Source organism: Paracoccus yibinensis, assembly GCF_030846195.1.
In the GTDB taxonomy this organism is placed as follows: Bacteria; Pseudomonadota; Alphaproteobacteria; order Rhodobacterales; family Rhodobacteraceae; genus Paracoccus; species Paracoccus yibinensis.
Map to the genome: position 1 here is coordinate 1 of NZ_JAVCWH010000023.1, position 22,161 is coordinate 22,161.

General features: G+C 61.2%; 24 protein-coding genes and 1 pseudogene. 17 read left to right on the forward strand and 8 right to left on the reverse strand.

Features of this window, described 5'->3' with window-relative positions; all coding sequences use genetic code 11:
* Positions 1-978, reverse strand: a 978-nt coding sequence (locus RAH32_RS19670) for an aspartate aminotransferase family protein (protein WP_306610112.1), incomplete at its 3' end; no start/stop codon positions are given.
* 516 nt (positions 979-1,494) lie between these two features.
* On the opposite strand from RAH32_RS19670, the gene RAH32_RS19675 reads away from it, so the two are divergent.
* Positions 1,495-1,938, forward strand: coding sequence for a hypothetical protein (locus tag RAH32_RS19675; RefSeq protein ID WP_306610113.1), 444 nt, complete (start codon positions 1,495-1,497; stop codon positions 1,936-1,938).
* 105 nt (positions 1,939-2,043) lie between these two features.
* Here the strand turns inward: RAH32_RS19675 and RAH32_RS19680 are convergent, their stop codons facing one another.
* Positions 2,044-3,744: a M10 family metallopeptidase gene (locus RAH32_RS19680; protein WP_306610114.1), complete on the reverse strand. Its 1,701-nt coding sequence runs from the start codon at positions 3,742-3,744 to the stop codon at positions 2,044-2,046.
* A 237-nt stretch (positions 3,745-3,981) separates the two neighbouring features.
* Positions 3,982-5,196: an IS256 family transposase gene (locus RAH32_RS19685; protein WP_306610115.1), complete on the reverse strand. Its 1,215-nt coding sequence runs from the start codon at positions 5,194-5,196 to the stop codon at positions 3,982-3,984.
* A 63-nt stretch (positions 5,197-5,259) separates the two neighbouring features.
* On the opposite strand from RAH32_RS19685, the pseudogene RAH32_RS21690 reads away from it, so the two are divergent.
* Positions 5,260-5,382, forward strand: a pseudogene (locus tag RAH32_RS21690) (IS30 family transposase); the annotation flags it as partial.
* A gap of 310 nt (positions 5,383-5,692) precedes the next feature.
* Positions 5,693-6,859: an MFS transporter gene (locus RAH32_RS19695; RefSeq protein WP_306610116.1), complete on the forward strand. Its 1,167-nt coding sequence runs from the start codon at positions 5,693-5,695 to the stop codon at positions 6,857-6,859.
* 165 nt (positions 6,860-7,024) lie between these two features.
* Here the strand turns inward: RAH32_RS19695 and RAH32_RS19700 are convergent, their stop codons facing one another.
* Together RAH32_RS19700 and RAH32_RS19705 are read right to left on the reverse strand one after the other, a co-directional pair.
* Positions 7,025-7,477 carry a DUF1236 domain-containing protein gene (locus RAH32_RS19700; protein WP_306610117.1) on the reverse strand — a complete coding sequence of 151 codons (453 nt, stop codon included), beginning with the start codon at positions 7,475-7,477 and terminating at the stop codon, positions 7,025-7,027.
* A 77-nt stretch (positions 7,478-7,554) separates the two neighbouring features.
* On the reverse strand, positions 7,555-7,833 hold the full coding sequence (locus RAH32_RS19705) for a hypothetical protein (protein WP_306610118.1): 279 nt from the start codon (positions 7,831-7,833) through the stop codon (positions 7,555-7,557).
* Between the two features lie 109 nt (positions 7,834-7,942).
* Between RAH32_RS19705 and fnrL the strand changes: the two genes are divergently transcribed.
* Together fnrL and RAH32_RS19715 are read left to right on the forward strand one after the other, a co-directional pair.
* Positions 7,943-8,701 carry a transcriptional regulator FnrL gene (gene fnrL, locus RAH32_RS19710; protein WP_373429742.1) on the forward strand — a complete coding sequence of 253 codons (759 nt, stop codon included), beginning with the start codon at positions 7,943-7,945 and terminating at the stop codon, positions 8,699-8,701.
* Between the two features lie 8 nt (positions 8,702-8,709).
* Positions 8,710-8,841 (forward strand): hypothetical protein, encoded by a 132-nt coding sequence (locus RAH32_RS19715; RefSeq protein WP_306610120.1) that lies wholly within the window; start codon positions 8,710-8,712, stop codon positions 8,839-8,841.
* Between the two features lie 439 nt (positions 8,842-9,280).
* Here the strand turns inward: RAH32_RS19715 and RAH32_RS19720 are convergent, their stop codons facing one another.
* On the reverse strand, positions 9,281-9,691 hold the full coding sequence (locus RAH32_RS19720) for a response regulator (RefSeq protein ID WP_306610121.1): 411 nt from the start codon (positions 9,689-9,691) through the stop codon (positions 9,281-9,283).
* A gap of 240 nt (positions 9,692-9,931) precedes the next feature.
* Here RAH32_RS19720 and RAH32_RS19725 point away from each other — a divergent pair, with 240 nt between their 5' ends.
* On the forward strand, positions 9,932-10,327 hold the full coding sequence (locus RAH32_RS19725) for a BLUF domain-containing protein (protein ID WP_306610122.1): 396 nt from the start codon (positions 9,932-9,934) through the stop codon (positions 10,325-10,327).
* 266 nt (positions 10,328-10,593) lie between these two features.
* Here RAH32_RS19725 and RAH32_RS19730 read toward each other — a convergent pair.
* Positions 10,594-11,783, reverse strand: a protein-coding gene (locus RAH32_RS19730) for an IS3 family transposase (RefSeq protein WP_306610123.1) whose coding sequence is annotated in 2 segments (ribosomal slippage) — positions 10,594-11,525 and positions 11,525-11,783 — 1,191 coding nt in all. Because the reading frame shifts where the segments join, the coding sequence is not laid out codon by codon here.
* 224 nt (positions 11,784-12,007) lie between these two features.
* On the opposite strand from RAH32_RS19730, the gene RAH32_RS19735 reads away from it, so the two are divergent.
* The 11 genes from RAH32_RS19735 (at position 12,008) to RAH32_RS21605 (ending at position 21,433) form a co-directional block, all read left to right on the forward strand.
* Positions 12,008-12,463, forward strand: coding sequence for a DUF1236 domain-containing protein (locus RAH32_RS19735; RefSeq protein WP_306610124.1), 456 nt, complete (start codon positions 12,008-12,010; stop codon positions 12,461-12,463).
* 90 nt (positions 12,464-12,553) lie between these two features.
* Positions 12,554-12,886 carry a DUF2382 domain-containing protein gene (locus tag RAH32_RS19740; RefSeq protein ID WP_306610125.1) on the forward strand — a complete coding sequence of 111 codons (333 nt, stop codon included), beginning with the start codon at positions 12,554-12,556 and terminating at the stop codon, positions 12,884-12,886.
* 166 nt (positions 12,887-13,052) lie between these two features.
* Entirely contained in the window at positions 13,053-13,430 is a 378-nt protein-coding gene (locus tag RAH32_RS19745) for a response regulator (RefSeq protein ID WP_306610126.1), read from the forward strand.
* A gap of 346 nt (positions 13,431-13,776) precedes the next feature.
* Positions 13,777-14,976, forward strand: coding sequence for a sensor histidine kinase (locus tag RAH32_RS19750; protein ID WP_306610127.1), 1,200 nt, complete (start codon positions 13,777-13,779; stop codon positions 14,974-14,976).
* 280 nt (positions 14,977-15,256) lie between these two features.
* Positions 15,257-15,511, forward strand: a complete 255-nt coding sequence (locus tag RAH32_RS19755; protein WP_306610128.1) for a type II toxin-antitoxin system CcdA family antitoxin — start codon at positions 15,257-15,259, stop codon at positions 15,509-15,511.
* Between the two features lie 86 nt (positions 15,512-15,597).
* Positions 15,598-15,789 (forward strand): hypothetical protein, encoded by a 192-nt coding sequence (locus RAH32_RS21600; RefSeq protein WP_373429743.1) that lies wholly within the window; start codon positions 15,598-15,600, stop codon positions 15,787-15,789.
* A gap of 236 nt (positions 15,790-16,025) precedes the next feature.
* On the forward strand, positions 16,026-17,078 hold the full coding sequence (gene nadA, locus RAH32_RS19760; RefSeq protein ID WP_306610129.1) for a quinolinate synthase NadA: 1,053 nt from the start codon (positions 16,026-16,028) through the stop codon (positions 17,076-17,078).
* A 4-nt stretch (positions 17,079-17,082) separates the two neighbouring features.
* On the forward strand, positions 17,083-18,624 hold the full coding sequence (locus RAH32_RS19765; protein WP_306610130.1) for an L-aspartate oxidase: 1,542 nt from the start codon (positions 17,083-17,085) through the stop codon (positions 18,622-18,624).
* Positions 18,621-19,466 carry a carboxylating nicotinate-nucleotide diphosphorylase gene (gene nadC, locus RAH32_RS19770; protein WP_306610131.1) on the forward strand — a complete coding sequence of 282 codons (846 nt, stop codon included), beginning with the start codon at positions 18,621-18,623 and terminating at the stop codon, positions 19,464-19,466. Before RAH32_RS19765 ends, nadC begins: the two co-directional genes overlap by 4 nt.
* 783 nt (positions 19,467-20,249) lie before the next feature.
* Positions 20,250-20,606, forward strand: coding sequence for a hypothetical protein (locus tag RAH32_RS19775; RefSeq protein ID WP_306610132.1), 357 nt, complete (start codon positions 20,250-20,252; stop codon positions 20,604-20,606).
* A gap of 185 nt (positions 20,607-20,791) precedes the next feature.
* Positions 20,792-21,433, forward strand: coding sequence for a DUF2934 domain-containing protein (locus RAH32_RS21605; RefSeq protein WP_373429741.1), 642 nt, complete (start codon positions 20,792-20,794; stop codon positions 21,431-21,433).
* 263 nt (positions 21,434-21,696) lie between these two features.
* On the opposite strand, the gene RAH32_RS19780 is transcribed toward RAH32_RS21605, so the two are convergent.
* Positions 21,697-21,951 carry a hypothetical protein gene (locus RAH32_RS19780; protein WP_103174948.1) on the reverse strand — a complete coding sequence of 85 codons (255 nt, stop codon included), beginning with the start codon at positions 21,949-21,951 and terminating at the stop codon, positions 21,697-21,699.
* Positions 21,952-22,161 lie beyond the last annotated feature (210 nt).

Here is a 22,161-nt window from a genome sequence, read left to right on the forward strand (position 1 = left end):
AGGGTAGTCGCGCTGCAGCGCCTCAAGGCGGGCACGGATATAGGCGCCGTTCTCGGCCACTTGCCGGATCAGTGCTCCATTGTCTTCAAGCAGCTGATCCAGCGTTGCACAGGCAGCGGTGGCCGCCAGCGCGTTATTGGCAAAGGTCGAGCTGTGCAGGCGCCCAAATCGGTCGTCCCAAGCCGAAGGGCGCACAATGCAGGCGCCGATCGGCATCAATCCGCCCCCAAGCGCCTTGGACAGCAGCAGCATGTCCGGCACATCTAGGAAGTTCGAGCAGGCGAACAGCTGGCCAGTGCGTCCGAGACCGGTCTGGATCTCGTCAAGGATTGTCAGAACGCCGTGCTGACGGCACAGCGCGATGGCCGCCTCGACATAGCCCTCAGGCGGGCAGACGACGCCGCCCTCGCCCTGGATCGGCTCAAGGATAAAGGCCGCGATTAAGTCGGCATGAGCCTCAAGCCGTGCCTCGAGAGCGGCGAGGTCACCAAAGGGAAGATAGTCGAAATCAGGCGCCGGGGCATTGAAGCCTTGCTGGTAAAGCGGCTTGCCGGTGGCCGACAGCGCGCCCAAGGTCTTGCCGTGAAAGCCATTGCGGGTGGACAGGATGACAGAACGCCCGGTGCGAATGCGGACCAGCTTGATGGCGGCCTCGACGGTTTCGGCGCCGCTGTTGGTCAGGGTCGTGATCGCCAGGTCGCCGGGCGTGACCTCGGCCAGCTTGCGGGCCAGACGCTCTGCCTCAGGAGAGCGCATCGGCTGGACCATGGAGGGAAGCTGGGCCTGGTGCGCAGCGCTAAGTGCCGCCCAGCCTCGTTCAGGATTGTGCCCGAAGGGCAGAGCCCCGTATTGCGACAGAAAATCGAGGTATTCCTCGCCCTGTTCGTCAAAAAGGCGGGCTCCGCTTCCGCGGATTAGGGTGGCATCAAGTGCAAATGTCTCAAGCAACTGGTTACGAGCAGGGTTTAGCAAGGACATGAGGACTCCATTTCAGGTTCGAACAACGAACCTTGCAGAGGAAGAGCAGGGAAATTCATGTAGGTGACGGCCCAAGCCATATCGCATCCCCGCTTTACAAAACGTAAACAACTAGAAGGGGAATCATCCCCGTGGCATATGACCTCACGTTCGGATAGCTAGATCTGCACAGCCAGAGATAAGGCGGCCAAACCCGGTTCGGCCTACGGCGGCATAACTTGACCAATTTTGGTCAGGAGGAAACCTTTTGATCCTACGCTGTAAATTTTTGGCAAGATGTCGCCCGAAACAACCGGTTGACGGGCAGCTTTCCGCGACCTTGCCCACTCAAAGAAAGGACCTTCCCACAAGAAGCCTTATTATTTGACTTCTAAGCAGGTCGTCCTCGGCTAGGAACCTGCGTGTCCTCTGGATCATTGAGCCACAGCAAGAATCATCTCTCCCGATGATGCGCCTCCGAGCGTTACAATCAGGAAACCCGCTGAACAAACAGCCTGTGGAGCCTCAATGACTTCCTTGAGCCCCGATCATCCTCATGCGGCTATTCACCCCTTTCAGGTTCTGGACCAGCCTGCGGCGGGCTATATCCTCGATCTTGCTGGAAAATTCGGGCGCGAGTTCGAGTGGCGCTTCGATTTGGATATCCTACATAAGCTTGTTCAACTCGCGCTCCAACATATTCCCGGACTGGAAATCAGTTGCTGTGACGCGCTGATCCTGCGACTTCGACTGGCCGGAGATCTGGCTTATGGCGACGAGGGACTGGAACTGACCTCCCAGGGAGACGAGCGGTGTCGGTCAACTTTTCGCACCCTGCTGGCAGCGCCAGAATGGCATCAAGCTCTGGAATACATTCTTGAGGACCTGACGATCTTTGCCGAAACAGACGGCGTTCCTTTCGCTTTAGACGATCCCTTCCAGAGAGCTTGGCGGCAGGCCGCTGCCTCTTCTGCGTTTTAGCTGTCTGGTTGCAGAACATCATTGGGACGAGGTAAGCTGGGCCATTGTTGAACATGCCTGGCGCTTTGAACCCGTTCTTGCCGAGTGACGTAGTAATGCAGAGGCTCAGAGCAGGAAATCGCGACCGCTCAGGGCCGAGACGCCCAGAAGCTCTACCAGAAGATCGCCAACGCCATCTCCATCAATATCGCCCTCCACGAGTCCGTTATCGAACCGCAGTTCACAAGCAGTGGCAGAGAAACTCTTCCCACCGATGTAGGAGAAGGCTTGATTTCCTAAGATAGCAGAATTCGCATCCAGGCTTCGGAGATCGACCCTGTCCTGACCCGTCGTAAAATCGCAGATGACATCGCGCGACCACGGGGATGCTTCGCGGACGCTGAGAAAGACGAACGTGTCGCTGCCGGCACCACCGTAGAGCTGGTCGGCGCCTGCGCCGCCAAACAGCCGGTCATGGCCGGCGCCACCGTAAAGACGATCGTTGCCGCTGCGGCCGTAGATCAGGTCGTTGCCGGCGAGCCCCTGCAGGATGTTACCGCCGTGATCGCCGCGCAGGTTGTCGCTGTACCCCGAGCCGACCAGGTTCTCGATAGAGGTGAAGGTGTCACCCATCGCCTCGCCTGTGTTCAGGTACGGCAGAAGCAGGTCGACGAGCAACCCCGCGCCAGTCTTGATCGTCGTCGCTGCCGCCTGAGAATAGAAGGCGTGGTCGCTGCCGGCACCACCGTCGAGCTGGTCGGCGCCTGCGCCGCCAAACAGCCGGTCATGGCCGGCGCCACCGTAAAGACGATCGTTGCCGCTGCGGCCGTAGAGCGCGTTTGCGGCCCCATTTCCAATGATGAGATCGTTCATAGAGCCGCCGACGGCGTTCTCGATGAGAGACTGAGCATTGCCTTTGTGCAGCAGAGCGTTCGCAATGTTTCCTGCGGCCGTCTCGCTCCCGTCGTAGCGAAGTTGGGCAAGTTGTTGTCGCGAGGTCGTGGTCCACTGGCCGGGGCGCAGATCGATGCTGAGGGCCGTGGTGTAGTGAGCGAAACTGTATGTATCGATCCCGCCACCATCCCACACCGTTTGGAAAACCCGGTTGGCTCCAGGGGCGCCCTGGCCGTGGCCGTTTATGAACATCTCGCCGGTCTTAGGGCTCCAGGCGTAGACGGTATTGCCACTGTTCGTGGTGTAATTCGCGCCGTAGATATGCTGGATTGCCGCAATGTCGTACATCATCAACGACTGCACAAAGCCCCATCTCTCGTTGACGTAAGCGTGCTCGGTGCTGCCAAGGTAGGAGCGATAGCTCATGACCGAGTACTCCAGCGAGTCGCGGTTGCCGGGCATGACGTAACGCTCGTGCGGATGCTCGAGACCTAGGGCGTGCCCAAGCTCGTGCAGGAAGGTCACATTCGCGTAGTTGCCCTTTACCGGATCGCTGTAGGCTCCACTCGATTGATTGAGCCATGTGTCGCCGCCTTCGGGTGCCTTGGAAGGGAAGTATGCCCAAGCAGTGTGGGGCAAATCTGACAATGCAAAGCGTAGCGTGGCCTCGGCAGTAGACGTTTCGGAAATCTCTGTGAATGTGAGATTTGAGACGGCGGCATAGTTATCGAGCGCCGACCGGGCCGCCGCCCGTTGCACGAGGTTCAACGGTGCGAAGTTGTGAGTGGTTTCCCCGTAACCGTAGCTGGCTCCGAGAACCGATGCGCTCTCGGGAAAGCTGAAAGTAAGGTCTGAACTTGCCCATTTCAGGGTTCCCAAGAGACTATCGACATAAGGATTTCCGCTCGTGCGGTAGCTGGCAGTGATGGGCATCTTGGTCCTTACGGTTCGGCTGCAAAGCTGCCACTACCCCTCTCAGAATTGGCGGATCGTTAACATGCGACTCTGTTGCACAAAACCTCTGACATCTGGGGCTGTCCTTTCTCTGGTCGACTTCGGTCCTTAGCTTCTGTGACAGGATGCCCTGGCAGTGTAGCCATTCATGAGGGCAAATGCGGGGGAGTGTCCTGAACTTTGTGTATCTAGCCCGGTCCATGCGGTTTCAGATACTCAAGCGTCGAAGCGCTCGCCGAACATTATGGCGAACTGGTTGCGGGCCGCAAACCATTCCCGGACGTTTCGGCCGTCTTTCTCGAAGCTGCGGATGGCCAGGTAGATCAGCTTTGTCGCCGCCTCGTCTGTCGGGAATGACCCTCGGGTCTTGATCGACTTGCGGATGACCCGGTTCAAACTTTCTATGGCATTGGTGGTGTAGATGATCTTGCGGATCGCCGGATCGAAGGCAAAGAACGGGATCACCTCGGCCCATGCGCGTCGCCAGGCTGGGGCGATGGACGCGTATTTCCCGGCCCATTTCTCCTCAAAGGCATCGAGTTCGGCCTCGGCCATTGCGGCGGTTGGGGCGCTGTAAATCCGGCGCAGGTCGGCAGCCACAACCTTGCGGTCCTTCCAGGAGCAAAAGCTCAGGCTATGGCGGACCAGATGCACGATGCAGGTCTGGACCATGGCGTCCGGAAAGGCGGCGGTGATGGCCTCAGGAAAGCCCTTCAGCCCGTCAACGACCCCGATCAGGATGTCCTGCAGCCCTCGGTTCTTCAGCTCGTTCATCACCGCCAGCCAGAACTTGGCGCCCTCGTTTTCGGCGATCCAAAGGCCCAGGACCTCGCGCAGGCCGTCACGGGTCACGCCAAGGGCGATGTAGACAGCCTTGTTCTTGACCGTGCGGCTGTCGGCATCGCGGATCTTCACCCGCAGCGCATCAAAGATCACGATCGGATACATCCGGTCCAGTGCCCGGCTTTGCCATTCCCGAACCTCGTCCAGAACCGCGTCAGTGACGCGGCTGATCAGGTCGGGGGAGACCTTCAGGCCGTAAAGATCGAGCAGATGCGCCTGGATGTCGCGCACCGTCAGCCCGGCGGCATAGAGCCCGATGATCTTGTCATCCATGCCATCAATGCGGGTCTGGCCCTTCTTCACCAGCTCCGGCTCGAAGCTGCTGTCGCGGTCGCGGGGCACAGCCACCGGCAGTTCGCCGTCCTGGCCCTTCAGCACCTTCGTCGACGAGCCGTTGCGCCGGTTCGCTTGGCCGGGCGGTGCTTCCTTGCCTTCCTCATAGCCCAGATGCGCGGTCAGCTCCGCGCCCAGCATCCGCTCCATGAGCCGGATCTTCAGCTCCTTCATCAGCCCGGCATCGCCGAGCAGATCCTCAGGGCGCTCAACACCCTTCAGCAGTTCATCCAGAAGTTCCTTGGAGATCGTCATGCATGCTTCCTTTCGGTGAAGCATGGACCGGATCACTCATACACAAAAGATCGGACACTCTCATCCGTCTACACTCAGCATGATCTTGACCAGGTCGCTTTACGGCTCAATACACGGCCGCGAAAAACGCTTGGCTTCGAAACGCCGGCTGCTACCTTTGAAAGAGCCGTTGCGCTGACCGGTTGAACCCACCTATTAACTCGGCGTCAGAATGTACATCAAGTTCCCGAACTATCGGGGGCAATCGCATTCGGCTGCTCTTATGGCCAGCCCAAGGCGTTGCCTTGTCGGCAAGGGTGTCCGTTGGACCATTCCCTATCAGGCGCTGTCGGGAAAGGACTCGAAGCGGTGAGCCGCGGACCTAAGATACCTATCGTTCTGCGAACGGAGCCGCCATTGAACCGCAATGCGTGGTTGTGCTCTGGAGATGTGCCGCGTCATTGGAGCAGTCATGACAACATCCCCATCCGCACACCCTCATGCTGTCCCGACACGCATGCCTATTCCGACAACTGTCTGGATGCTGGGCCTCGTCAGCCTGCTGATGGACATCTCTTCCGAGATGATCAACGCCCTTCTGCCGCTCTATCTTGCTGGTGGACTGGGCGCATCGGCCTTGGCGATCGGCTTCATCGAGGGCCTGTCAGTTGCCATTGCCACAGTCACCAAATTCCTGTCGGGCGTTCTGTCCGATATCAGCAGGCGCGCAAAGCCCCTTGCGGTGCTGGGTTATGGCTTGGGTGCGCTGTCGCGGTTGATCTTCCCTTGGGCGATTAACCTAGACCAGATTGTGCTGGCAAAGGCCATGGATCGGGTCGGCAAGGGCATCCGGGGCACGCCACGCGACGCCATCGTTGCCGCCGTAAGCCCGCCCGAAATCCGGGGAGCAAGCTTCGGGCTGCGCAAGTCCCTTGATACTGTGGGCGGCTTTGTCGGCCCGCTGGTCGCGGTTGGCGCGATGATCCTGCTGGCGGGGGATATCCAGTCGGTGTTCTGGATGGCCGCCATTCCTGCCGCTCTGTGCATGATCGTGCTGATCTTCTTCGTGAAGGAGCCTGCGGAAAACTGTTCGATGAAGCGCGGGAGCTTCCGCCTTGCCGATGCCTTCCGGCTCAATCGGGCGGTCTGGGGCGTGATTGGAATGGCCTCGCTGATCATGCTGGCGCGCTTCAGTGAGGCTTTCGTGTTGTTGAAGGCACTGGAAGCAGGCTTCAGCCCTGCCTGGGTGCCGCTGTCGCTGGTTATCATGCATGCCGCTTATGGCCTGACGGCCTTTCCCATGGGCAGGCTGTCGGACCGGATCGGAACATCGGGCCTGCTGCTCTGGAGCCTGGGCTTCCTGGTCGCCGCCCACCTGACGCTCGCATGTGCCACAACGGCATGGCTTTATGTCTTTGGCACGGTGCTTTGGGGTCTGCACATGGGGTTCTCGCAAGGGCTGCTTGGCGCGATGATCGCCGGGGCCACACCTGATCACCTTAAGGGCAGCGCCTTTGGCACCTTCAACCTGGTGACCGGTGTCGTCGTACTGGTGGGGAACACCCTTGCTGGGTGGCTTTGGCACAGTACAGGATCCGCGACGCCCTTTCTCGTCGGAGCCGGACTGTCGATCGTCGCGATGCTCGGGATAGCATCAGGACGGCACGTTATTCAAAAGCCCTGAGCATCGAATGAGAGCTCCGCGTGCTAGCCCCCAGACCTGGCGTGGGAAGAAGCCGCCGTTGACCTATGCTCTTGTCTTGCCGGAAGTGAAATGAACATGCGGTGGCCAAGGGCCACCGCATGACTCTATGAGCTCGATATCGTCTGTGAGAACGGGCAGGACCTGTCACTCGTAGATATAGACAATCTCGCGGCTTTGCGGCTCGACCAGAACAGGCCGATCATCGACGTAAACGTAGCTGTACTCGGAGTCAGGGATCGTGTGGATCTCGACCGTCTCCGGCACTTGGGTGCCCACAGCGACGTCTCCGTCGATAACTACGGACTCCACTTTGTTGTCCATGACGTAGGTTCGCGTCTCGGGTGTCAGGGCATCTTCGCTGATGTCGCCCACAATGCCTCCAGCCACGGCACCGACTGCCGCGCCCACGGGACCACCCACGGCCGCTCCGGCAATCGCGCCTGAAGCCGCGCCGCCTGCCGCGCCACCGCCGGTGGTGTCAGGGTCGGACTGGACTTCGGTGACCGAAGGGGTCTCAGTCACCACCGTAGTCTGTGCAAGGGCAGAGCCCGCAACAAGGGCTGCAACAATCGACGTGGTAGACAGGATCGATTTCATCTCTGATCTCCAAGTTGAGTTTCGTTGCAAATAATTCGCACGAAGACAGTTAGTTCCGGAAATTGCCTCAACGCGACCTAGTCGCCCATTTTGGACCGGTCGTCGCCAAGGCGATCAACAAAGGCCCTTCGCCCCAACCCATTGCTCGGGCAATCCAGGCCATCATCGAAGATGAGAACAGCGACATTGCCGTCATGGTTGGCGCCGAGGCCGAGCAGTTCGTCCCTTGGCGCCGAAGCCCGCCCGACAAGACCTTCGAGGCCCAAGTGATCCAGGCCTTCGGCCTTCCACCAGCGGACGCCTTCCTGCAAGAAGAGCCGCCTGAAGGTAGAGGCAGATTGGATGGCGTCCCACATGGATGATCGAGGCCTACCTCCTCCTGATCGGCAGAAATTCGCTCCACTAATCAATAAATAACCTGCGAGCAGTGGCTACTGGTTGCATGGCATGGTTATCCTTCATCTCATGGTAACTGCAACCGCACGCAACTCGGGATGCCATGCTCAAGCATCCTGCCTGACCTGCTCCGAACGGAGCCGCTCGATCTGTGCATCTTGCGGGCCTGAGGAGCTGCGTCAGCTTGAAGCGATCCGCTTCTTCCGATCCTACGAGCCCCGACAGACCATCCTCCTGGACGGCGATATGGTGGATTTCGTTGGCACCATTATCAGTGGAATGGTGTCCCTGACAAAGATCATGCCAGATGGAAGAATCCAGATGGTTGCCATGCTGCGCCCGGGGAACTTCCTGGGCCATCCCTATCGTACCCAGGCTTCCTATAATGCCGTGGCCTCGACATCCGTGGTGATGTGCGGCTTTCGCCGCCAACCCTTCGAGAACCTGCTGCGCAAGATACCGGAACTAGGCCAAGGGCTTCTGGAGCAGTCTTCCAAAGAGCTCGACGCGGCCCGCGAATGGATGCTGCTTCTGGGCAGAAAGACCGCCCGGGAGAAGGTCGCTTCCTTCCTGATCATCTTCGCCCGGGAGAAGGTCGCCCAGGATCCCTCCTTCCTGAAGAAGCAGATGCATCTGGATCTGCCATACACGCGGGCGGAGATGGGAGACTACCTGGGTCTTTCGCTGGAGACAGTCAGCCGGCAATTCACGGCCTTGAGGGATGACGGCATTGTCGATCCCCAAGGGAAGCGGGGCGTGACTATCCTCAACTATGCGGCGCTGTTGTCCGAGACCGGCGATGACGCAGATGGAGGGTGGCTGGCGTAGGTCAGCCCATGTCTATCCGGCCGAGCTTCGCGAACGCGGTGTTCGGCTTTTCCGAGAGAACCATTGTTGCCATCCATGGCGCGCTGTGCGTCGGGGAAGTCACCTTTGGTCATCGCGTCCAAAGCATCGGCGTTATTTGAGCACTGCACTTTGTTTGTGAATCCAACACTTCCGTCAGAAGTCCCAAATAATCCTGCCTGAAAGCTCAGTATCGCCTTGGCCGTTACTCTTCAGAGTTCCCTTGATGGCGGCGCCATGCGCAATCTCCTGTCTCACGCTAGCGTCCACAGCAATATATTGTCTGGACTGGGCCATACCATACGGTGATCGAGGTGCTGACGGATCGGCTTGGTTCCGCTTCTATCTTGAGCCGTGCTGTGTCGAACTGTCCGTCCTTAAAGCTCGCGCGTACGCTCACCCACAGGTCATCCGACGGAGTCCACCGGAATGGGGCTTTCTGTGAGCCAGGGCATCGATCCGAAGGCGATCAGTCGTAAAGGTCACTGAGGCAGTGACAGCATGGCAACGCAGCCTTGACTTGCTGCCCACCGTTCTTCTGTGGAAGGGACAGCTTCAGCCTTATGGCAGCGATGTCCTGAGACAGGGGGGTTGCTGCTGCTCCGGCAAGATCCGCTTGAGCTGACGCTTGACCAAGGCATCGTCGAAGGGCTTTTCGATGAACACGGCACGTTCGGGCAGGTCATCCGAGCCGGGCAGGGTCGCGCCAGAAGCAACGAGAATGCCGATATGCGGCCACGCCGATGCGCAGCACCGCGCCAGGTCAAAGCCCGTCAGCGTGCCGGGAGGCATCTGGACATCCGTGAAGAGCAGCTTGATGCCATGACCATGCGTGGCGAGGATCTCAAGCGCCTCCTCGCCTCCTGCCGCACCAAAGACACGAAACCCTGCATCTGTCAGGATTGCCTGGGCGTCCATTCGGATCAGGGGGCTGTCGTCCGCAACCAGGGCGTAGAAGGCAGATTGGTCCATGCTGTGCTGCTCGTCTTTTATCTGTTAACCAGAAAGGACAGGGACTGCCTTTGGTTCCCGGCCAAGATCGCCTCTGCGTCGCGCCGAGGCCTCCCACATCCATATCCGGCCGCAGCAAAGGACCGCAGGAACGAAGAGTTCTGAAATCCCGCAGCCAAGCAAACAATTATCAGGAAAAGCCTGCAGATAATGTCGTTGACTGCCGCAAGGTTTGCGCACCATCTGCTATTAATGAGCCAGATGATCGCCATCCTGTATCGTAGCGAAGCAAAAACTGCCGCCGACGGCAACGCGGATCAACAGATCCTTTCGGCTGCCCAGGTCCGCAACACATCCTTGAACGTGACGGGCTTTCTCTATCGCGAGGACGATGTCTTTTATCAGTGGCTGGAAGGACCGGCGGATGCGGTGAGGCAGATATTCTCTTCCATCCTGAAGGACCCGCGCCATCACCAAGTCAAGAAGCTGAGCGAGATCCCTATCTCCAACCGCAGCTTTCGCCCTTGGCCAATGGCCTATTCGGACGGGTCCATCATCTCGCTGTTCGATTGGGCAGCCGAGACGGACATTTCGCTGCAGATGGTCCGTCCTGACCAGATCCTCTCTTTTCTGCTCTTCTGCGCCCTGCGGGTCTAGCAGCGAACAGCGCCCAGCATCCGTCACGCGGCCAAAGAGAGCGGCAATACCAGACAAGCGCCGCGCCATAATCCAATCTTGTCACCAACTTAGAATGTTCTTGGTTGTGCAGAAAATGTCTTACCGAATGGGGTAAGCGTGGTCTGACAGAGCGGAAGCCCCACTGATCGTAGATTTGATCGGTCATGCGTTCAAAGTCGAAGCTTTCGACGACGCGCGAGCAATTCCAACGGAAGCAGGGCTTCGGTTGACGTTGCCCCCAACTTCTATCCAGCGTGAGCGAGACTCCGGATTTGAGTTTTGCCTGTTTGGGCGGGTTGGGCAACGGGGGCTGGCGCGGAGCTTTGCGGGTTGCGCAGCGTCAGGCCCCGTTGCGGTGTGAAGGTTTGGGCGAACTCCGCAGGCGTCTGCCAGCCGAGGCGCGAGTGCGGGCGTTCGGTGTTGTAGTCCATACGCCAGGCGGCCAGCGTGGCTCGGGCATGGTTCAGGGACGGGAACAGCGTCTCGTTCAAAAGCTCGTCGCGCAACCGACCATTGAAGCTCTCGATGAAGGCGTTCTGGGTCGGCTTGCCCGGCGCGATATAATGCCAGTCGATCTTGCGGTCGTCGGCAAAGGTCAGGATCGCGTTCGAGGTGAACTCGGTGCCATTGTCGCTGACCACGGTTCCGGGCTTTCCGCGGGCCTCGAACAGCGTTGCCAGTTCCCGCGCAACCCTTGCGCCGGACAGGGACGTGTCGGCGATCAGGGCGAGGCATTCCCGCGTGCAGTCATCCACCACGGTCAGCACCCGGAAGCGGCGGCCATCGGTCAGCTGGTCGGAGACGAAGTCCAGCGACCAGCGCTGGTTCGGCATCAGCGGAAGCGCCATCGGGGCTCGTGTCCCTATCGCCCGTTTGCGGCCACCGCGGCGACGGACATGCAGCCGCTCCTCGCGATAGATGCGGAACAGGCGCTTGTGATTCACCTCATGACCCTCACGGCGCAGGAAGACATGCAGCCGTCGATAGCCGAACCGGCGGCGCACCCGCGCCAGTTCTTTCAGCCGATCGCGCAGCACGGGGTCATCCTGCCGGATCGCCTCATAGCGCATGGTCATCCGACAACATCCGATCACCCGGCACGCCCGCCGCTCGCTCATCCCGTGGCCTGACACCAGATACGCGATCGCTTGCCGCTTCGCGGCGGGCGTCACCACTTTTTTCCCAGCAGGTCCTTCAGAGCCGAATTGTCCAACATGGCGTCGGCGAGCAGCTTCTTGAGCCTCCCGTTCTCATCCTCGAGCGCCTTCAGCCGCTTTGCCTCGCTGACATCCATGCCGCCATATTTGGCTTTCCACTTGTAGACGGTCGCATCGCTGACGCCGTGCTTGCGGCACAGATCGGCGACGGAAACGCCGGCCTCGTGCTCCTTTAGAATGCCGATGATCTGATCCTCGGTGAACCTGCTGCGCTTCATCTCTGGTCCTCTCGGTTAGGCCAGAGTCTACCTCAGACTGGATTAGGCGGAGGGGGCAACGTCACGGTCTTTGGTGCGGCAGGAGGAGATAAAGATTTTCGCTGTGCGGGATATAGACATCCACCTCGACGATCCGTTAACCACAACTCCTTAATCATGTGAGGTTTTAGGAACCAATTATAGAGGACAAGCTTGTCTGTGAGGCCATAAACCGGAAACCAGACATGAAAACGATGCTTTCGACCACGTCCATTGCTGCCGCTCTCCTGGCGACGCCTCTTTTTGCACAAACCACTGTTGTGACGGAAACCACGCCCGCTCGGACCTCAGTTCAAACGGATGCACAAACTACTGGCGGCGGTGCCGCAGGGGGCGCGGCCTCGGGCGCTATCGCCGGAGCCGTTGTCGGCGGTCCTGTTGGGGCTGTCATTGGCGCAGCCGCGGGGGCCGTGGCCGGCGATATCAGTGAAGACGCTCTGACGCCCGAAACGAAAACCTATGTCCTGAGCAATCGTACTGACTCCGTGGTTCTGGAAAGTGACGTGGTGGTGGGAACCCCTGTTCCGGAAACCGTTGAAGTCCACACCATTCCAAATTCGCAATACAGCTACGTTTACGTAGATGATCGGCCGGTCCTGATCGAACCGCAAAGCCGGCAGATTGTGTACATCTACGAATGACGGACTTCCCCTGTCATCGCAGGGAAAAGTGGTAAACCACGAGATCATGCGGCGCCCTGCAGCGCCGCATGATCTTTCCGAGAGGGTGGCGTGATTGCTGCTCCGGACCTCCGCGCCTATACGGTCGAGGAGCCAGTCGGCGAAAGCGTAGAGCTGCGTCCGGACGGTGTCGAGATTGAGCGCCGCCCGGTGGACCTGACCGGCACGGAGGCCGCCTTCCAGGACCACACCATCGAGGCCGAGGAATACTGCCAGGAAGCGGTGGTCGAGGAGATCGGGCTGCGCAAGACCAGCGACACGCATACTGAGGCCGTGTCCGACACTGTGCGCCGTCCCGAGGTCGAGATCGAAAAGGATAGCGTCGATCTGGATCGCGACACGCTAACCGGCGGCACGCGCCGCGATGACCTGGACCGGATCTGACCTGTCAGGTCCACCAAGGAAGGCCCCGCATCAGGCGGGGCTTTTTCCACAAGAGATAGCCGGCATGCCATGCAAAAGGCGCACCGGCATGACCCTGTGACCTGAGCCCCGGAACCCGAGAAGGTAGGACGGGCTTTCTCAGAAAGACGCCAAAGGACGAGCAGACATGCTGGATCGCTTTGCCCGCTACGCGCTTGTCGCGGATGACAGTCCTCTGATCCGGATGGATGCGCAGGCGATCCTGACCGAGGCAGGGTTTCGCGTGTTCACGGCCGCCGGCTTCGAGGATGCCATGGAAATCCTCGCCTCGCGCGGCCATGGTATTCGGCTTCTCTTTACAGATGTGCAGATGCCGCCCGGCAAGATGACGGGCTGCGACCTGGCCCTTCGATGCGCGAGGGATTGGCCGGAGATCGCGGTCATTGTTACCTCTGGCGCAATGCCACCGAAACCGGGTGACCTGCCGGAAGGCGCCTTGTTCGTTCCCAAGCCGTTCACCGAGGAGACGGTCAGACGCTGCATTCGCGAATTGATGAAGGAGTAGCCAGCTGAGGACGGACAAGGCCCCTGCAAAAGCAAGCGGCTGCACATCGCCTTCGTGTCACACGCTGCCCGCAAACCTGTTCTGAGTCCCTGGCCGCAGACTTGGGTCCTTCCTTGTCGCCGCGCGGAACAAGGTAGCCGCTGAGCAGACGTATAATGGCGCCTTGCAGTTGCCCGCGCAACAAGAACGGCAGACGCTTGCACGTTACGGTAACATCTGACAAAGAGCTGACGGCCTAAAGCCGGAGTCGTTGCCACGGTTGGTATGCGGATGCACAAAGCCTGCATACGAAGATGGCAAGGAACCAAACCGTTCAACCGGTCAGCTCATATCGAGACCTCATATCATGCGCAACGATCAAGCGTCCGCCCCTTCCGAGGAACTGGCTTACCGCCTTCGGCAACAAGAACTCACCGCGGAATTCGGGCGGTACGCGCTGCGGACCCACGACACGCCTTCGCTGCTCCAGGAAGCCACGCGGGTTTGCGCGCTTGGCCTGCAAAGCGACTTCTGCAAGGTGATGAGATATGTGCCCGACGAAGGCCAGTTCATCGTGCAGGCCGGCGTTGGCTGGAAGCCCGGCGTGGTCGGCCATGCCCGGACCGGGGCCGATACCGAAAGCCCCGCCGGATATACCTTCCAGACGGGCGATCCGGTCATCTCAAACCACCTGGCCCAGGAAACCCGCTTTCGCACGCCGGCCCTGCTTGTCGAGCACGGGATCACCCGGGCGATCAACGTGCTCATCAGCGGGGATGGCGGACGCTACGGCGTCCTTGAAGTGGACAGCCCGAACCCCGGACGGTTCACAGCCGCCGATCTGGCTTTCCTGCAGGGCTTTGCAAACCTGCTCGGCGTTGCGCTGGAGCGCCAGCAGTTCGAGGAGGCCCTGCGCGATAGCGAGGCGAAGCTGCAGGAGGCTATGGCCCATCAGGAGGTTCTGACCCGCGAGATCAGCCACCGGGTCAAGAACAGCCTGGCCATGGTCGCAGGCCTCTTGAGCATGCAACGGCGCATGACCTGCGAACCGGCCTTGCAGCGCGCGCTTGATGACGCCCGGACCCGCGTGAGGACCATTGCGCAGATCCATGACTGGCTTTGGCGCGCGGACGAGGTGCACACAATCAACGTGGCTAAATTCATGGGTGAGCTGTGCGACCTGATCCGTGCAACAGCGGCACCGGGCCAGACACTCAGCACCGACATTGCCCCGGTTATGCTTGCAACGGACCAGGCCGTGCCTCTGGCATTGCTCGTCAACGAACTGGTGACGAACGCGCTCAAATACGCCTATCCGTCAGGCGAGGGTGAGGTGCGTCTTACCATTCAGCCGACCACGCCGGGACATCTGCGGTTGACGATCTGCGACAGGGGGCAAGGCTTGCCGCCCGGCTTCGACGCAAACAACGCCACAAGCCTGGGAATGAAGCTCATTGCCAGTCTTGGCCATCAGCTTGACGGACAACCCGAGTGGCAGGATGCCGATCCCGGCACACGTTTTGTGCTGGAGTTCCTTGTGCAGGAACGCTCGACGCAACAGGTCTGAAGGCGGGGAAAAGATACCGCCAGTCCAACTTGGCAAACCATCACAGCGCTTGCTCCGTTTGTCGCCACTCGTTTGGACCGAGCAGGCTTCCTATCAGGTTGGCTTGTTCTTTCTTGAAAGTCGGAGGGCGGTGCGCCGAGAAGCAGTTTCTTGCTATATAACCAAGATTATGGAACATTTTCCGCGACACGGCGTGACGGCTCCATCTTGTGGGCCACATTTAGCTCTTTCGACGTGGGTACTGATACGGTATCTTCATGCGGTAGCAAGGAGCAAGCGCATGCCATCGGCTTCCAGGCGTAAAACCTCGCTGTCACTTGATGCAGCCGCACTCGAGGCAGCACGGGATTTGGGAATCAATGTCTCGGCCGTGGCCGACACAGCCCTTCGGCGCGCTGTCGCGGATGCCCGTCGGCGCCAGTGGCTCACGGAGAATGCAAGCGCCTTTACTGCACAAGCCGATTGGCATGATCGAAATGGCCATCCACTGGCCGACATCATGACATCCCCAGGACGCACATCATGGAAAGGCTGAGCCGCTTCGATGTCGCCGAGTATCGTGATGTCCTGATGGTTGTCGTCGAAAGCGACCTTCTGCCTCCCGATCCGTAAATTGTCGTCATTCCGCTTCTTCCCGACTATCCTGCCGTCCGATACTTGAACCCCATCATCCGATATGAGGATCAAGACCTTGTCCTGGCAACGCGGCTGATTGCTGCGGTGCGCCGGTCACATGTACGCCGCAAGGGACATATTGCGGATCAAGGTGACGACATTACTCGAGCTGTGGATGTGCTGATGGGCGGCGTTTAGCGAGGGCGCATTCCAACGCGCCGAAGGTCCACAGTGAAACAGAGTTCCCGACAGGCTTCGTAACGTGCCGTAGGTGGTCTGTTTAAGCGCAAGTGCGCGATGCAAGTTCCGGCAATCAGGCGCAGTCGGAGAAGCGATGATGAACAAGGACGTTGCCGTAGCGTCAAGGACGCGCTAGGACCGCGCCAGCCATCATCATGCGAGGGCGCGCCACGCGGCGTGCGGAGGAGCCGAGCTTGCTGGACGTGACGACCATCCGCGCCAAACTGGCGGCGCATTACGACCTGACGCCCTCGATCGAGCTGGCCCGCGACATGGCTGACATCCATGCGCGCATGGACCGGGTGATGCCCTTTCCCGACTGGGCGATCGCCGCACCCTATGTGGCAGCGATCAACCGGCTCAAGGCCGAACGCGGCGCGGTGGTGCTGGCGCACAACTACATGACGCCTGACATCTACCATGGCATTGCCGATGTGGTGGGCGATAGTCTGCAACTGGCTGTCGAGGCGACGCGGGTCGATGCCGACATCATTGTCCAGTGCGGCGTGCATTTCATGGCCGAGACCTCGAAGATCCTGAACCCCGCCAAGACCGTGCTGATGCCCGACATGGAGGCGGGCTGTTCGCTGGCCGAAAGCATCACCGCCGAAGGGATCGCCCGGATGCGCGCCCAGTATCCCGGCGCTCCGGTGGTCAGCTACGTCAACACCACGGCCGCGGTGAAGGCAGCGTCCGACATCTGCTGCACGTCCTCGAACGCCGCCCAGATCGTGGCAGCGATGCCCGGCGACACGGTGATCATGACGCCCGACAAGTGGCTGGCGCAGAACGTGGCGAAACAGGTGCCGCAGAAGCGCATCGTCTGGTGGGACGGGGCTTGCATCGTCCACGAACGCTTCACGCCCCAGGATCTGCGCGATTTCCGCGGCTGGTATCCGGGGCTGAAGATCATCGCCCATCCCGAATGTCCCCCGGATGTCGTGGCCGAGGCCGATTTCGCCGGATCCACTGCCCATATTATCGACTGGGTGGGCAAGGAACGCCCAAGCCAGGCGATGCTGGTCACCGAATGCTCGATGGCCTCGAACATCGAGGACGCCCATCCCGAGGTCGAGTTCCTGGGGCCGTGCAACATGTGCCCGCACATGAAGAAGATCACGCTGGAAAAGGTGCTGTGGTCGCTGCATTCCATGACCGGCCAGGTCGAGGTGGACGCCGCAGTCGCAGTTCCCGCGCGCCGGGCGGTCCAGCGGATGATCGACCTGTCGCGGCAACTGGCCGCCTGATCCGATGATCCGGACCGATCGCGTGGTGGTCGTCGGCGCGGGTCTGGCCGCGCTTTATGCGGCGCTTGTGCTGGCGCCCCGCCCGGTGCTGCTGATCTCTCCCGACCCCTTGGGACAAGGCGCAAGTTCCGCCTGGGCGCAAGGCGGGGTAGCGGCTGCCATGGACCCGGCCGACAACCCCGCACTGCACGCTGCCGACACGCTGCGGGCCGGCGCGGGCCTTGTCGATCCCGACGTGGCCCGGCGGGTCACGGCCGAGGCACGCGACCATATCCTGCATCTCACCACGCTGGGGACGCCCTTCGACCGCGACGAGGCGGGCGGTTATGTCCTGTCGCGCGAGGCGGCGCACAGCCTGGCCCGCGTGGTGCGCGTCAAGGGCGACCAGGCCGGAGCCGAGATCATGCGCGCCCTGGTCGCTGCCGTCCGCGCCACCCTCTCGGTGCAGGTGGCCGAGGGGTGGGTGGCGACCGGGCTCAGGTTGGACGAGGGGCGTGTGACCGGAGTCGATCTGGCGCTTGCCTGGGGATCGGCTTCGGTGGCAATCGCGGCGCCGGCGGTGCTGATCGCGGGCGGGGGATCAGGCGGGCTTTACGCGGTCACGACCAACCCGCCGCGCATCCGGGGCGAGGTTGTCGGCATGGCCGCCCGCGCGGGCGCGGTGATCGCGGATGCGGAATTCGTGCAGTTCCATCCCACCGCCATTGCCTGCGGCGCCGATCCCGCGCCGCTTGCGACCGAGGCGCTGCGGGGCGAGGGCGCGCCTTTGGTCAATGTCGATGGCACCCGCTTCATGACGGCGCTGCACCCCGATGCCGAACTGGCCCCGCGCGACATCGTGGCGCGCGGCGTTGATGCCGAAGCCCGGGCGGGCCGACGGCCTGCGCTGGACTGTCGGGCCCTGGGCGCCCGCATCGGCGCAGAGTTTCCAGCCGTGGCGGCAGCCTGCGCGCGGGCGGGGATCGACCCCGCCAGCCAGTCGATCCCGGTGGCACCGGCGGCGCATTACCACATGGGCGGCATCGCCACGAACATGGAGGGACGCAGCAGCCTGCCCGGCCTCTGGGCCTGCGGCGAGGCGGCCTCGACCGGACTGCACGGTGCGAACCGGCTGGCCTCGAACGGCCTGCTGGAGGCGCTGGTCTTTGCCCGCCGCGCGGCGCTCTCGGTCGGGCGCGAGGGTCCATCTGCTGCCATGGTCGTGCTACCCTCTCCTCCCCCTGCCCCGCTGCCCGATCCTGCGCTGGTTGCACGCTTGCGCCAGGCGATGACGGCCGGCGCCGGCGTGCTGCGCGATGCGGAGGGACTGACGAATACGCTGCACACCATCGCCGCCATTGAGGCTGCCCAACCCGACTGCCGCCGGCTGGCCAACATGACGGCAACCGCCACGCTGATCTGCGGGGCAGCCCTTGCACGGCGCGAAAGCCGCGGCGCGCATTGCCGCACCGACTTCCCGGACACGCTGCCCTTGGGCCACCGCAGCCGCATGACCTTGGCAGAGGCCCTGACCCTGCGTCCCATCCCCCAACCGGAGCCCCTATGATCCCGCCCCTGCCCGACCTGATCCTGGAACTCCTGGTCCGCGCCGCTCTGATCGAAGATCTGGGCACCCATGGCGACATCACCACCCGTACGGTGATCCCGCCGGGTGCGCGCGTCAGTGGCGCCGTCCGCGCGCGAGAAGGCGGCACGGTTTCGGGGATGGCCTTGGCTGCGCTGGCCTTCCGCCTGATCGACCCGAGCCTGCGGTTCGAGGTCCTGGTCACAGATGGCGTCTCCTTCGCTCCCGGCGACACGCTGGCCCGGATCACCGGAGACGCCGCCGCGATCCTGTCGGCCGAACGCGTGGCGCTGAATTTCGCGGGCCGCTTGTCGGGCATCGCTACCCTGACCGCCGCTTTCGTGGCCGAGACGCGGGGAACCTCCGCGCGCATTACCTGCACGCGCAAGACCACGCCCGGCCTGCGGCTGGTGGAAAAACAGGCGGTGCTGCATGGCGGCGGCTTTAACCATCGGGTTTCGCTCTCGGACGCGATCCTCATCAAGGACAACCATATCGCGGCGGGCGGCGGCATCCGCGCCGTCCTGCAAGCGGTCAAGGCCCGCGCATCCCACATGATGCGGGTCGAGATCGAGGTGGACCGGCTGGACCAACTGGCCGAGGTTCTGGACGAAGGCGGCGCCGACGTGGTGCTGCTGGATAACATGGACACGGACAGCCTGCGGAGTGCGGTCGACATGGCCCAGGGCCGCGTGGTGCTGGAAGCGTCCGGCAACATGCGCCTGCCCCGCATCGCCGAGGTAGCAGCGACCGGCGTGGACTATATCTCGGTCGGGGCGCTGACCCATTCGGTTCCCGTTCTGGATCTGGGTCTGGATTTCTGAAGCGCCTTTGTCGCCCCTCCGGTGCTGCCTGACCCTGCGTGGTGACAGGTTCTTCCAAGGCTTTGTCTTCGATCATGCCCCTGCCCGTCAGCCGATGCCGAGGAAAGCCGCAGCTTGGCGAGACGGCGGAGGGGCTGGACAACCGGGCTCGCCCCACGTCTTCCCCAAAGAGCGCCCTGAATTCTGTTGAGACGTGCCAGATCGTTCGGTGGAACGGCAGGCACGGCATCAAGGAGAACAGAAACCCGGATGTGTAGATCAGCCCTTCGCCCAGGATCAGGGTGAAAACCCAAGACCACGTTTCATCGAAGAGGGCGCCGCCAGCGACAGCTGGGCCTCCGAACCCTGATGCAGATTTACCGATCCATAGGATCCTTCAGGCGCCAGAGCCGCACTCGGAAGATTGGCAATGATCCGTTCAGGAGAGAGCAGATGGGTGGCGCCAATGATACAGGCGAGACACACCGGATGACGGACTATGTCCGCTGACATCCGGAATTTCTCGAAGAGGCATCAGGTGCCTCCTAATCTCGTTTCATCCGCCGCCGGCTCTACCGGCCAACTGGGTGCCGGCCCCGCACACGCGGGTGCTGGCATTTCCTTACGGGCCGTCAATCAATCAGCACGTTCCAGACCCCGTCAGCCCTTGCGGACAGGCTCTTTCACCATAGATCTTATCAAGCGTTGCAAGGAGACAGGGCCGACATACCCGCCGTTCCAGACAGCATCTTACAAAGATGCAGATGCCGGCCTGGGGCGACAGGGAGAAGACATGGAGAGATCATGACCGAAGTAACCCTGCCCACGACGCTGATGAACGAAGCCATGACAGTTGCTGCAGAAGCACTGGGAACGAGACTGGCCTCAAAACAGGACGTCGAACTGATGGCGGTGAGCCGCGGCGCCATGGCCGAGGCAAACGATCCAGGCTTCACCGATGCGCACCGGCTGCACCGCTTCGCCCTGCACCTGCTTGTCGAGGCAGAACTCGACCGCCGCCTCACGGACCGTCAGAAAACCCGCGATAAGCACCTGGCGACGATGATGCCACAGGAACTGGCTGCTCACGAGGAGGGGACACGGGAGAAGAGCAACGTCCTTCCCTGGCCGAAAAAGATGAGCCGCGCTGGAAGCCTGTAACGTCGGATTAGAGGACCCAGACTACGACAGCGTCTCTCCTATAGCCTCGCTCGATCTGCCGACGAGAACCCATTGGCAAGGATGCATGAGCGTGTCACGGTGTCGGCATAAAGACCTGAATTCCCGCCACTCTCGCGCCCACGGCCGAGGAGATCAGAGTCTCATCGGAAACACGAGGACACATCATGACTGCCGAACGCACACGACGGATCCAGGAACGGGCCCATTCCCTCTGGGAGCAGGAAGGCCAACCCCATGGCCGAGATGCGCAACACTGGTCTCAGGCGGAACGCGAGATCGACGCGGAAGACGCTGCACGCGCATCCTTTCCGGCCGAGACAACGGCGACGCGCCGCCAGCCGAAGCGGAGGGCTGGGGCGAAAACGGCTGCGGACACCTCGGGCGCGCGCGGCGGCGAAGCAACCGCTGCGGCAGCTGAAACCTCAGCGGAGGCGCCAGTAAAGACCCGGGGTCGCAAGCCAAAGGCTGTGACGGAAGAAGGCGCAGAGGCGCCTAAAGCGCGGCGCGGACGCTCCTCCAACGTGGCAGCCGAAGCCGAAGCCTCAGCGGATGGGCCGGTGAAAGCCAGAGACCGCAAACAGAAAGCCGTAGGGGAAGACGGCGCTGAGGCGCCGAAGCCAGCACGGGGGCGCAAAGCAAAGCCAGCGTCTGAAGACGGGTCAGTCAGTTCAATGCCGGCCGGTGATGCTGAGCCCAAGGCCGCCGTTGCGGAAGGGAGCACGGAACCCAACACGGCAGTGACTCAAGATGCGGATCTGGCTCAAGAGCCCGCGGTAGCGGACGAAGCCTCCCGTACGGCTGAATGAGGTCTTCATTCCGGCTGCTGATGGAGATTGCTTCCGGATCATGAAGCTGGGTTAACCCAGAACGCACATCCTTCAGGGAAGGCCTTTGCTGCTCGGAGTGGCCGCGAGGGCCTTTTTGTTTGGTGCCGCGTGTTGCCTGTTGGCGAAATAACGCACGGTTGTCTGATAAGAAGATGAGGCACACAAAGGCTCGGTTCGCCGGCCTCACTGAACGGGTGCTCTTTCGGGGGCTCAGCTTTCCTTATTGAGCCGTCTCACCGGCTTCACTTGTTCCGCCCTGCATCTTCAAGCGTCTTCAGGACCTCAAGGGCCTTAGCAAGGCCCGCCGCAGTGCTGCGGCTAGACTTGTCATAAGCGTCCGCAATATACGGAGCGATGATGCGGGCCGCCTCGGCGACTGTGTCTGGATCAGTGCTAATCGTTGAAGAGGCGTGGAATGTCGTGCCGTTAGCCGCCCGCATGCCGCGCAGCAGAAGTCGATGAAATCTGTCACGCAGGTGGCGGAAAGGAATACCCATACCTGACAACTCTTCTGGATGCTGCAGGTTGCGACTTGGCGCGAAATCCTCTCACGTCATGTCAACCCACCCGAAGGGAGTTCACCGGTCACGGCTTCGAGCCCGGAAAAACCTAGAGCGTATCTCAGCCATCAAGATTCAGGGTTCCCAGCCTGCCCATGATGTGATTCTCTTCTGCTAGGGCAGATGGAGATTTCAGATGGGCAAGCC